This window comes from Halostagnicola sp. A-GB9-2 (assembly GCF_030068615.1).
Lineage (GTDB): Archaea > Halobacteriota > Halobacteria > Halobacteriales > Natrialbaceae > Halostagnicola.
Genome location: NZ_JASJOC010000003.1, coordinates 206,434 through 218,499, shown reverse-complemented (window position 1 = coordinate 218,499; position 12,066 = coordinate 206,434). Strand labels below are relative to the sequence as shown.

Sequence of the window (12,066 nt, the reverse complement as noted above, 5' to 3'; positions counted from 1 at the left end):
ATCAGGCCGCCCCGCGCCGTTCGATCCGGTCGAGGTAGGCGTCCTCGAGCGTCGGCGTCACGGCCGTCGCGTCGGGAGCCGGTCGCTCGTCGGCGATCACCCGCACGCTGACGCCGTCCGCCCGCTGAACGGTGCCCGAAACTTGATATTCGCGTCGAACGTCCCCGAGGTCGTCGCGGGGTACGACGTACTCGTAGACCTTGCCGTCGGTCGCCTCGACAAGCGATTCCGGATCAGTGTGGGTCACGAGTTCTCCCTCCTCGAGCAGCGCGACCGTCGTTGCCGTCGCTTCGATGTCCGGCACAATGTGGGTCGAAAGAAGGACGACGCGATCGCTCGCAGTCGAGGAAAGGACGTTTCGGAACCTGACCCGTTCCTCCGGATCGAGGCCAACCGTGGGCTCGTCGACGACCAGCAGTTCCGGATCGTTCACCAGCGCCTGCGCGATGCCGACTCGCTGGCGCATGCCGCCCGAAAACGTCCGCAGTCTGTCGTCTCGAGCCTGCTGGAGGTTCGTCAGCGCGAGCAGTTCCTCGATCCGGGCGTCGGCGGTCTCCCGATCCAGTCCGCGGAGCGCGGCGATGTACTCGAGAAACTCCGTCGCGGTCAGATCGGGGTAGACGCCGAACTGCTGTGGCAGGTAGCCGAGCACGTCCCGGACGGCAGCGGGCGTCTCACCGGTATCGGTTCCGTTCCAGTAGGTGTTCCCGGTAGTCGGTTCGGCAACAGTCGTGATGATTCGCATCAGCGTCGACTTGCCAGCACCGTTGGGCCCGAGCAGTCCGTGAATTCCCTGCTCCAACTCGAGGTCGACTTCGCGGACGCCCCAGACGCCTTCGGCGTACCGTTTGCCGACGTTCGTCAATCGCAGATTCATTGATCGAGTTAGATAGCGAACACAAATAAGTGCTAGTGAATATCATGAAGAGGACACCCGTACTGGCGTATACGACTACCGACGGCTACCTCGAGCGGCGAATTGGACGACAGCGAACAAAACAGCAACCCGCGACGACAGAAACAACAACAGCGTGCCTCGTAGCACTGTCAAATCCGTTCGTCGATGTGAGCGGCCACGTATACAAAAGAGAGGATGAGCGCCGTGACGGTTCCCACATAGTGCACGAACTCAACGAGTTCGGAGTCGAAGGGGAAGACGAAAACCCTAATCGCAGATCCGAGAAAAACGGCCAAAAGTCCGCTCGAGAGGAGGAGCCAGCCGTTGTTCCACGCTTTTCTCGTAAGCAGCTTTTTCAGTCTACTCGTCATTTGTCACTTCCCGTGACAGTCCAGTCGATAGTGTCTCTTTTATTTGTTGTTGTGTCTATGGGAATCGGTCGAATTAATGCGGTTGTGATCGGTCAGATCGGGTTAATACTCGAACTCATGCCTATTGTACCAGTATAACGTTACCGCACAGACCTATCACGTACCGAGCGAATACCGACCACTCGAGACGAGGTTCGCAAAATTGACCGACTGGATCGCTCATACAGGGAATGAATCGCTCACACCCGAAATTCAATCCAAGAAAAACCGCCGATCAGTCGTCGCTCGCCGCGTATCCCGCCGATTCGGCTTCGGCCGGACTCTCGGGCGTGGCCGGGAGTTCGGCGCGAACGTCGTCGCGGCCGTCCTCGGTGATCGCCTCGTGGTAGGCGTCGGGCATGATTTTCACGAACGACTCGAGGGTGCGTTCCCAGTTCTCGAGCAGTTCCTGCCCGCGCTCGGAGCCGGTGTAGGCGACGTGGTTCTCGACGAGTCGGCGGAGCATCGCTTCGTCCTCGTCGTCGAGCGTTTCGTGGAGGGTCACCATGCCGGTGTTGGCACGGTTGTCGAAGTCCTCGTCGGGGTCGTAGACGTAGGCGACGCCGCCGGACATCCCGGCGGCGAAGTTCTTGCCCGTCTCGCCCAGTACGGCGACGACGCCGCCGGTCATGTACTCACAGCCGTGGTCGCCGACGCCTTCGACGACCGCTTTGGCCGCGGAGTTTCGCACGGCGAATCGCTCGCCCGCGACGCCGTTGACGTAGAGTTCGCCGCCCGTCGCGCCGTAGAGTGCGACGTTGCCGATGGCGACGTTCTGAGCCGGATCGTAGCTCGCGGAGTCGGGCGTCCGGATCGTTAGCTTGCCACCGGAAAGGCCCTTGCCGACGTAGTCGTTCGCGCTGCCGTTCAGGTGCATCGAGACGCCGCTTGCGAGGAACGCGCCGAAACTCTGTCCGGCGGTTCCCTCGAGGTCGACGGTCAGCGTGTCCTCGGGCAGCCCCGCTTCGCCGTAGCGGTCGGTGACGCGGTTCGAGAGCATCGCACCGACGGCGCGGTCGACGTTCGACACGTCGGTCGCGAGCGTGACCGGCTTCTCGTTCTCGATCGCCTGCTCGCCCGCGTCGATGAGTTTGCGGTCGAGTTGCTCCTCGAGTTCGTGATCCTGTTCACGAATCTTCCGGCGGACATCGCCCTCGGGGTTGGCAAGCAGTGCGGAGAGGTCGAGCTTTCGAGCTTTCGGGTGCTCGACGTCAGTTCGTTGCTCGAGCGCTTCGACGCGGCCGACCATCTCATCGACCGTCTCGAAGCCGAGTTCGGCCATGATCTCGCGCAGTTCCTGGGCGATGAACGTCATGTAGTTAATGACGTGTTCCGGTTCGCCGGGGAACCGTTTTCGGAGGTCCTCACGCTGGGTGGCGACGCCGACCGGACAGGTGTTCTTGTGACACTGTCGGGCCATCACGCAGCCGCTGGTGACCAGCGAGCCGGTGCCGAAGATGTACTCCTCAGCACCGAGGAGTGCGGCGACGGCGACGTCGCGACCGGTCTTCAGTCCGCCGTCGGTCGAGACGCGGATCCGGTCGCGCAGTCCCGTCTCCCGGAGCATCTGGTTAGCTTCGGCGAGGCCGAGCTCCCAGGGGAGGCCGGCGCTCTTGATCGAGGTTCGGGGCGAGGCACCCGTGCCGCCGGAGTGGCCCGAAATGTGGACCACGTCGGCGTTTGCCTTCGCGACGCCCGCGGCGACCGTGCCGATGCCGGCTTCGGAGACGAGTTTGACGTTGATGTCGGCGTCCTCGTTCGCCGCTTTGAGATCGAAGATCAGCTGTTTGAGGTCCTCGATGGAGTAGATGTCGTGAAGCGGCGGCGGCGAGATGAGGCCGACGCCCGGCGTGGACTTGCGGACGTGAGCGATCATCTCGTTGACCTTCGCGCCGGGGAGGTGACCGCCCTCGCCGGGCTTGGATCCCTGGGCCATCTTGATCTGGAGTTCGTCCGCACTCGAGAGGTACGTCGAGGTGACGCCGAACCGGCCGGAAGCCACCTGTTTGACGTTGCACTCGCGTTCGGTGTCGAACCGTTCGGGCGGTTCGCCACCCTCGCCGGAGTTCGACTTCGCGCCCAAGCGATTCATCGCGATGGAGTTGTTCTCGTGGGCTTCCGGCGAGAGGCTCCCGAGACTCATTGCGGCCGTCGAGAACCGCTGGACGATGTCCTTGATCGGTTCGACATCTTCGATCGGGATCGATTTCCGATCGGAGTCGAACTCGAGCAGGCCCCGAAGCGTCTGAAGTTCCGTCTGCTGGTCGTTGATCAGTTCGGCGAACTCCTGATATCGCTCGTAGTCGTTCGATCGAACGGATTGCTGGAGCGCGCCGACGGTCTGGGGGTTCCACTGGTGATGAATGCCGTTCGATCGGTGTTCGAACTCGCCTTGACGGTCGAGTTTGGACTCGTCGTCGCCGAAGGCCGTCTCGTGACGTTCGCGGACGTCGGACTCGATCTCGGCGAGCCCGATCCCTTCGGTTCGGTTCTCGGTGCCTTCGAAGTACTCCGCGACGAGATTCGAGTCGAGTCCGACCGCTTCGAAGATCTGGGCACCCTGGTAGCTCTCGACGGTCGAGATACCCATCTTGGCCATGATCTTGAGCAGGCCGTCCTCGACCGCGCCGACGTAGGCGTCGATCGCCACATCGGTGTCCGCGCCGTCGGGACCGGCAGTGATGTCCTCGATCGTCTGGTAGGCGAGGTACGGGTTGACCGCGCCCGCACCGTAGCCGACCAGCGTTGCGAAGTGATGGACGGTCCGCGGATCCGCGGACTCGACGACGAGGCCGACGTGATTCCGGAGGCCGTTGCGAACGAGGTGGTGGTGAACCGCACCCGTCGCGAGCAGGCTCGGGATCGCCGCCGACTCGGCGGCGATGCCGCGGTCGGAGAGGACGAGAATGTCGGAGCCGTCCTCGATGGCCGCGACGGCGTCCTCGCGAACGCGTTCGATCGCCGCCTCGAGATCCGGGCCGGGTTCGTCGCTTGCGGGTTCGTACGTGATGTCGATCGTCGTCGACGTGATCCCGTTTGCCTCGCAGTCTCGAACCGACTCGAGTTCCGCGTCGGTGAGAATCGGCGAGTCGAGGACGAGCTGTCGGGCGTGTTCGGGCGACTCGTCGAGCAAGTTGCGCTGGTAGCCCAGCCGGGACTCCATCGAGGTGACGAGCTCCTCGCGGATGTAATCCAGCGGCGGATTGGTGACCTGTGCGAACAGCTGTTTGAAGTACGAAAACAGCGGGCGGTTGAACTCGGTGAGCACCGACAGCGGCGTGTCGTCGCCCATCGAGCCGACCGGGTCCTTGCCCTTCTTGGTCATCGGCTCGATCAGGTTCTCGAGTTCGTCGTGCGTGTAGCCGAAGGTGGCCTGGAAGTTACGCAGATCTGAAACCTGCTGTTGGGGCGTCTTATCGCCCGTCGAAACGATATCGTCGAGCGAAACCTGTTCGTCGGCGACCCACTCGCCGTAGCGGTCGTCGACGAGGTCCTCGAACACTTCGTCGTCGGGAATCACGCGGCCTTCCTTGGGATCGGCGAGGAACAGCTGACCGGGCTGGAGGCGACCGCGCTCGGCGATTTCATCTGGACTCGTCTCGAGCGCGCCGGCCTCGCTGGCCATAATGAGCCGGTTGTCGGTGGTCACGTCGTACCGACACGGACGGAGCCCGTTCCGATCGAGAACGGCACCGACGCGTTCGCCGTCGGTCGCCGCGACGAGTGCGGGTCCGTCCCACGGCTCGACAAGTGAGGCGTGGAAATCGTAGAAATCCTTTCGATCCTGATCCATCGAGTCATCGCCGCGCCAGGCTTCGGGGACGAGCATCCGGAGCGCGTGCTCGAGATCGCGACCGTCCTGCATGAGGAGTTCGAGCGCGTTGTCGACGCTCGCGGTATCGGACTGGTCGGGGTCGTCGATGATCGGCTTGACGGCGTCGATATCGGAGACAACATCGCTCTCGATGTCCGTCTCACGGGCGCGCATCCAGTTGATGTTGCCCTGAATCGTGTTGAACTCCCCGTTGTGGATGATATTCCGGTACGGATGGGCGAGGTGCCAGGCCCCGAGCGTGTTCGTCGAGAAACGCTCGTGGACCATCACGAAGTTCGATTTGATACGGTCGTCGCTGAGATCCGGATAGTAGGATTCGACCTGTTCGCCCTTCAACAGTCCCTTGTAGACGATGGTCTTCGAATCGAGCGAGCAGACGTAAAAGCGCTCGGCGTTCTCGATCGAGGCGGACTCGATGGAATTTTCGAGCGCACGCCGAACGACGTAGAGTCGGCGGTCGAACGTCTCCTGAGAGAGATCCCCTTCTGGGGCGAGTGCGACCTGCCAGACGTCGGGTTCAGACGCGACCGCCGTGTCGCCGAGTCCGTCGTTGTTCGTCGGGACGTCTCGCCACTCGAGAACCTCGAGATCGTAGCTCGCAAACGTCTCTTCGGCGATATCGACGAGAGCGTCACGTGCGTCGTCGTCCTGGGGCAAAAAGAGCGAACCGACGGCGTAGGTTTCGGGAAGCGAAGCGTCGAGAACGGCATCGAAGAAGGCGTCGGGTTTCTGTAACATGATCCCGGCGCCGTCACCGGTGTTTTCCTCGGCACCGGTCGTGCCGCGATGTTCGAGATTGACGAGTAATTCGAGTCCGTCGGCGACGACATCGTGATCGACTGCACCGTCTAGGTCCATCACGACGCCGACACCGCAGTTCGACCGCTCGTCCGCAGGGTCCGCAAGGCCCTGTGAACGGTCGGTGGATGATGCTCTTTGTGGCTGTGGCATACCCCCACTGTGAGCGTCTTCCATAAGAGGCTGACCCATAATGACTAGGTGTATTATAGACACATATAATCAGATATAAGGTATTGTGTTCGCAGTTTGGACTATCGAATTTACTACAAAAGTGTCAGAGGCACGTAGTGGTCGCTTGGGCAAGCGAGCACCACGTATTCAGGTTAGTTTCCGGTGGCAAGGAGTTGCGGGCTAATTGATTAGGTGTGTTCATATACAACAAGCGACGATTAGCATTGGTTACTGAGAGCAGAAAATACTCGGTCATCGTACTACTTTCCGTACTCTTTACGAGATCGAGGAGAAAGCCTCGCGCTTCAGCGTGGGAGAATATCAACAAGAACTACATTCACCTTAGTTATGAAGAACAGAATGGTGAATGGCGATGAGTTCGACCAGACGGGCACGAGTTCATCGAACGGCAGGTCCCACGCGAAAAGCGAGAGTTAGTACGCGTCAACGACCGAATCGAGCGATTTAGTACGATTTCGCGAAATACGCGATCTGATCCGCAGATTCGCCACATACTGCACACTCCGCATCGTCGTCCTCGGGCGTTTCCGGGACGCCCGTCGTCGATCCGCCCTCTTCGGCCAACGGCTGCATGACGATTTCCGCAGAGACTTTCTCCTTGATGGCCTCCTCGCAGGCCGGGTCGCCACACCACGGCACTCGAACGTAGCCGCCGTGTTTACCGATCGTCCCCATGATCTCCTCGGGACTGTCCGCCTCGCGAACGTTGTTCTTGAGGGTCTCTTCGGCGGCCGCGTACAGTTTGTCGTAGACGGTATCGAGGTTCGACTCGACGGTATCGACGATACCGGAGCGGCCCTCGAAGACCTTCTCGTTGTCGGGCCGATGAACCAGCGTAACCTCCTCGTCGTCGACCTCGTTCGGACCGATCTCGAGTCGAAGTGGAACGCCATTGAGTTCGTGTTCGTTGAACTTGAAGCCGGGATTTCGCTCGTCCCGGTCGTCGAGTTCGACGCGAACGCCGGCGTCCTCGAGTTCCGCGGCGATTTCGGACGAGTACTGTAGGACTTTATCTTTGGTATCTTCCTGCCAGATCGGGACGATGACGACCTGCGTCGGCGCGATCGTCGGCGGAAGCACGAGCCCCTGATCGTCGGAGTGTGTCATGATGAGAGCACCGAGTGCGCGCCAGGAGAGTCCCCACGACGTCGTGTAGGCGGTCTGTTCTTCCTCGTCTTCGTCGACGAAGGTGATGTCGAACGCCTCGGCGAAGCTCTGTCCGAGGTGGTGACTGGTTCCGCCCTGAACCGACTTTCCGTCGGGCATCAGCGCCTCGACGGTCGTCGTCGTATCCGCGCCGGGGAACTTGTCGTGCTCGGGCTTTTTCCCGCGAAGTACGGGGATCGCAAGCACGTCTTCGTACACTCGCTCGTACTGCCCGAGTCTGGTCCAGACTTCGTCCCACGCGCCCTCGTCGGTCGCGTGGGCGGTGTGGCCCTCCTGCCACATGAACTCCTTCGTTCGGAAGAACGGCTTGGTCTCAGTCGCTTCCCAGCGAACGACCGAACACCACTGGTTGAGCCGAAGCGGCAGGTCCCGGTGGCTTCGGGTCCAGTCGGCCATGAACGGCGCGATGATCGACTCGCTCGTCGGCCGCACCGCGAGTCGCTCCTCGAGTTCGTCGTGACCGCCGTGGGTAACCCAGGCGACTTCGGGGTCGAAGCCTTCGACGACGTCCTTCTCGCGCTCCAGGAAGGACTCGGGGATGAACATCGGGAAGTAGACGTTGTCGACGCCGGTCTCTTTGAACCAGCCGTCGAGTTCGTCCTGCAGGCGTTCCCAGAGGGCGTAGCCGCGTGGCTTCGTCACGATAAAGCCGCCCATCGGCGCGTAGTCGGCGATGTTGGCCTTCTGAACGACTTCGGCGTACCACTCGCCGGGTTTGTGCGATTTCGACTCGGTAATCCCGAGTTCCTGACTCTCGTTGCTCATACCACGACATGCAGTCAGCGCGGTCTTAAACGATGCGAAGGTGGGTCGGGGAATGTCACGGCCACTCGAAGATTCGGCCTGGATGACCAGTATCAGATCCTAGAATGATGGCGTTTCGAACTGTCGTTAAAACCATTATGTATTATTACTTCCCATGTTATTGTCTCTGTTGCCATGAGAGATAACCACAGGCAAAGCAGGAAGCGACGACAGAGTGGTATCGACCGACGGACCAGTATCGACCGACGGACAGTCATGAAAGCCAGCGCGGCGCTCGGGACGCTCGCGATTTCCGGTTCCGCGCTCGGAACGGCCGGCGCACAGTCGCTTCCGGATCAACCCGAAGCCGACGAAGACACCGTTGCCCTGCAGTTTTTCCACCGCGAGTGGACCGAGATCGAAGCCCGAATCCCAGATATCGCCGAAACCGGGTTCGGGGCAATCTGGATCCAACAGCCCGCTGAAGGAAAACTCGATTGGGACGACCTCACCTACGACGGAAGCACGGGCCACTACGACGAAGTCGGCCCCTTCGGCCACCGCGATCACCACCCCCCGCTCGGCTACCAGCCCGTCGACCTAGAGAATTTCGACTCGTCGCTCGGCACGGAAGCCGAACTCGAGTCGCTGATCGAGACCGCTCACGAGCACGGTATCAAGGTCATCGTCGACGTCGTGCTCAACCACATGGCCAACCCCGACGGCCCCGACGGAACCGTCGACTGGCCGCAGTTCGACGAGGACGAACACTTCCACGACAACGGAACGCTCGGCGACGACTGCGAGGTGGACGGCGAAGCGGCCGACTACGAGTGCGATCTGCTCGGTCTGCCGTCGCTGGACGTGGACCACCCGGAGGTACAGTCCGCTCACGAGGCGTACCTCCAGAGGGTCGCCGATCTGGGTGCCGACGGGCTCCGCTACGACGCGGCCGCCCACGTCTGGCCGTGGTATATGCAAGAGCACGTCAATCCGCTCGCCGACGACCTCGGCCTCTGGCGCGTCGCCGAAGTCTGGGACGAAGGCGACGTCGACGGCCTGCTCGAGTGGGCCGACACGGGGATGACCGTCTTTGACTTCCCGCTCTACTCGGCCATCGTGGACGCGTTCGACAACGGGAGCATGGAGAACCTCTCCCAGAACGCCTCCCCAGGCGTCGTCCATCAGGATCCGAGCGCGGCCGTCACGTTCGTCCAGAACCACGACACAGTCGGCCCGAACGTCCAGGAGACCGACGACGCCCAGACCGTCCCCGAAGGTCGCGAGGTCGAACTCGCCGAAGCGTTCGTCCTTGCTTACGCCGGCATGCCGATGATCTACCGTTCCGGGCCCAGCGATCACCACGAACTCGAGGACGACGGGCTGTCGACGCTCGTTCAGATCTCGAACGAGTACGCCCACGGCAACGTCGTCGACCGCGATGTCGGCGTCGACCACTACGTCTTCGAGCGGGACGGGACCCTCCTTGCGGGAATCAACAAAGGGAACCAGTCCGAATCCGTCGCGGTCGAAACGTCCTGGAGCGATACCACCCTCGTCGACGCCACCGGCAACGGCGACGACCTCGAGGTCGACGCTAGCGGCGAGGTCACGCTCGAGATCCCCAGCGAGGGATACGTCATGTACGTTCCCGACGACGACGCCGACCCGGATCCGGAAGCGGACGCAGTGTCGTTCAACTCAATCGAGTACGCGGTCGAGGAGGGCGAAACCGCCGAGGTCGACGTCACCGTCAGCGCCGGTGAGGAAGATCTCGAGGACGAGGTGACGCTCGCGGTCGACGGAACCGACTCGGCGAGCGAGAGCGTCTGCGTCGACGCCGAATCGTCGACCTCGGTCGACTTCGACGTGGAAACGGACGACCTCGAGGACGGCGAGTACGACCTGACGGTCGCCATCTCGGACGATTCCGACACCGCGGCGCTCGTGGTCGGCGATGACGAAGACGGAGAACTCACGTTGCGTGCGATGGTCGACGTCGGATACGGCGAATCCGTCTACTTCACCGGGAGTACCGACGAACTCACCGACTGGGGCGGCGGAATCGAAGGAACCTGGTCCGAAGGACACGTCTGGGAAGTCACCATCGACGATCCCGGCGAGTTCGAGTGGAAAACCCGACGCGGTCCGTCCGACGAAACTGGAGACACCTGGGAGGACGGCGACAATCACGATCACACCGACCTCGAGCCCGATCATCAGGGGTGGGAAGATGACTCCGCGTGATCGACGGTTCATCCCGAGATTGATGACTGCACGATCGGGACTCCCCTCCAGGTGCGGGTGGATCCGCCGTTCGAAAGTCGGTCCGATCCGCCGTTCGAAGCTTGAGTGGAACACCGTTCAACCGCTCGAGGAGAAACGGCCGCCCGGTTCTTATCAGTTCTCGTCCTTTTATGCGACTGTGTTACAAATGGTAGCCCATGCGAGCTATCGAGGTAACAGCGTACGGAGAAAGTGACGCACTCGAGGTCGTCGACGAGGAGAAACCCGAGCCCGAACCGGGCGAGGTCCGCATCGAGGTCGAAGCCGCCGGGATCAACTTCGCGGACATCATGCAACGCCGCGGAGTCTACCCGGGCGGTCCCGACGCGCCTTACACGCCCGGCATGGAAGCTGCGGGGACGGTCGAGGCCACAGGTGAAGGCGTCGACCTCGAGGAGGGCGACCGCGTCGTCGCGATGCTCAACACTGGCGGCTACGCAGAGTACGCGACCGCGAACGCACAGATGCTGTTCCCGATTCCCGAGGGAATGAGCTTCGAGGAGGCCGCCGGCTTTCCTGTCCAGTTTCTCACCGCTCACTCCTGTCTGTTCGAGTGGGGCGGCCTCGAGGAGGGCGAATCGGTGCTGATCCAGGCCGCAGCGGGCGGCGTCGGCACGGCCGCGGTACAGCTCGCCTCCCAGGCCGGTGCCGAGGTCTTTGGAACCGCGAGCACGCAGGAAAAGCTCGAACTCGCCGAAGAACTGGGATGTGATCATCCGATCCAGTACACGGAAGTGGACTTCAGAGAACCGATCGAGGAGGAAACCGACGGCGAGGGCGTCGACCTCGTCCTCGAAAGCGTCGGCGACGACGTCTTCGACCGAAGCCTCGACGCACTTTCGCACTTCGGCCGGCTCGTCACCTACGGCGTCGCCAGCGGTGTCCCGGCCGAAGCGCAGAATCGACGGCTCCTCTTCGAGAACAAAACCGTCTCCGGCTTTCACCTCGGTCAGGCGTCTTACCACGACCCGAGCAAGATTATGAAGGCCGTCCCCGAACTCACGGAGGGGCTTACGTCCGGGGACCTCGAGGTCATCGTCGGCGACTCGTTCCCGCTCGAGGACGCGGCCGAGGCCCACCAGTACATCGAGGATCGCAAGAGTGCGGGCAAAGTCGTTCTAACGCCGTAGCGAGTTTCGAAAGGGCAGAACAGCCCATCCGAAACAGTCCGAGCGCGACGCTCTTTTCGAAAGACGGTCGAGCAAAAACGATCAGCGAACCGATCCTGTGATCGATCATCGGTGCGTTCCCGGGAACGAGACGGACCACTCGAGATCGTAGTCAACAAACTCGGCCTCGTCCAGCGGTTCACCGCCCGCAAAGCGGAACTGTCCCGCGACCGTTTTCCCCTCGAGAACGCCGGGAAGCCAGTATCGGTCGTCCTCCCACATCCTGTCGTAGGGAACGTCGTCGATAGCGAACCACTCCGGTCGCGCCTCCGCAGTCATCGTCGGTTCGCCGTCGAACGAATCCGTCCGAAAAACGTGACACTTCGTGTGGAGAGATCCGTCGAGAACGAACTCGAGTGTTCCTGCCTTCTCCGGCTCCGACACCTCGATACCCACCTCCTCGCGCGTTTCCCGAATCGCACACGCCCGAGGCGTTTCGCCATCCTCGAGTTTTCCGCCGGGGCCGTTGTACAGTCCTTCGCCGAGTCCGCGGCGTTTCTCGATCAGTAGTACACAGCCGTCGCGAACGACAAAACAGAGCGTCGCTTCGATCATGTTCAACGG

Annotated in this window: 7 protein-coding genes; 2 read left to right on the top strand and 5 right to left on the bottom strand. The window is 61.9% G+C overall.

Features of this window, described 5'->3' with window-relative positions:
• Position 1: 1 nt before the first annotated feature.
• The 4 genes from QNM96_RS09535 to proS all read right to left on the bottom strand — a co-directional run bounded on the left by QNM96_RS09535 (position 2) and on the right by proS (position 8,068).
• Positions 2-877: an ABC transporter ATP-binding protein gene (locus QNM96_RS09535; RefSeq protein WP_283835952.1), complete on the bottom strand. Its 876-nt coding sequence runs from the start codon at positions 875-877 to the stop codon at positions 2-4.
• A 170-nt stretch (positions 878-1,047) separates the two neighbouring features.
• Positions 1,048-1,269 carry a hypothetical protein gene (locus tag QNM96_RS09530; RefSeq protein ID WP_283835951.1) on the bottom strand — a complete coding sequence of 74 codons (222 nt, stop codon included), beginning with the start codon at positions 1,267-1,269 and terminating at the stop codon, positions 1,048-1,050.
• Between the two features lie 274 nt (positions 1,270-1,543).
• Entirely contained in the window at positions 1,544-6,094 is a 4,551-nt protein-coding gene (gltB, locus tag QNM96_RS09525; RefSeq protein ID WP_283835949.1) for a glutamate synthase large subunit, read from the bottom strand.
• Between the two features lie 486 nt (positions 6,095-6,580).
• Entirely contained in the window at positions 6,581-8,068 is a 1,488-nt protein-coding gene (gene proS, locus QNM96_RS09520) for a proline--tRNA ligase (protein WP_283835947.1), read from the bottom strand.
• A 255-nt stretch (positions 8,069-8,323) separates the two neighbouring features.
• Here proS and QNM96_RS09515 point away from each other — a divergent pair, with 255 nt between their 5' ends.
• Positions 8,324-10,294: an alpha-amylase domain-containing protein gene (locus QNM96_RS09515; RefSeq protein WP_283835945.1), complete on the top strand. Its 1,971-nt coding sequence runs from the start codon at positions 8,324-8,326 to the stop codon at positions 10,292-10,294.
• Positions 10,295-10,491: 197 nt separating this feature from the next.
• A complete protein-coding gene (locus QNM96_RS09510; protein WP_283835943.1) occupies positions 10,492-11,463 on the top strand; it encodes an NADPH:quinone oxidoreductase family protein in 972 nt (323 codons plus the stop codon).
• A gap of 105 nt (positions 11,464-11,568) precedes the next feature.
• On the opposite strand, the gene QNM96_RS09505 is transcribed toward QNM96_RS09510, so the two are convergent.
• On the bottom strand, positions 11,569-12,057 hold the full coding sequence (locus tag QNM96_RS09505) for an 8-oxo-dGTP diphosphatase (RefSeq protein ID WP_283836365.1): 489 nt from the start codon (positions 12,055-12,057) through the stop codon (positions 11,569-11,571).
• Positions 12,058-12,066 lie beyond the last annotated feature (9 nt).

Bases quoted from the DNA above. Each gene is read 5' to 3' on its own strand.
- QNM96_RS09535 (WP_283835952.1), bottom strand. From the start codon at position 877: ATGAATCTGCGATTGACGAACGTCGGCAAACGGTACGCCGAAGGCGTC.
- proS (WP_283835947.1), bottom strand. From the start codon at position 8,068: ATGAGCAACGAGAGTCAGGAACTCGGGATTACCGAGTCGAAATCGCAC.
- QNM96_RS09530 (WP_283835951.1), bottom strand. From the start codon at position 1,269: ATGACGAGTAGACTGAAAAAGCTGCTTACGAGAAAAGCGTGGAACAAC.
- gltB (WP_283835949.1), bottom strand. From the start codon at position 6,094: ATGCCACAGCCACAAAGAGCATCATCCACCGACCGTTCACAGGGCCTT.
- QNM96_RS09505 (WP_283836365.1), bottom strand. From the start codon at position 12,057: ATGATCGAAGCGACGCTCTGTTTTGTCGTTCGCGACGGCTGTGTACTA.
- QNM96_RS09515 (WP_283835945.1), top strand. From the start codon at position 8,324: ATGAAAGCCAGCGCGGCGCTCGGGACGCTCGCGATTTCCGGTTCCGCG.
- QNM96_RS09510 (WP_283835943.1), top strand. From the start codon at position 10,492: ATGCGAGCTATCGAGGTAACAGCGTACGGAGAAAGTGACGCACTCGAG.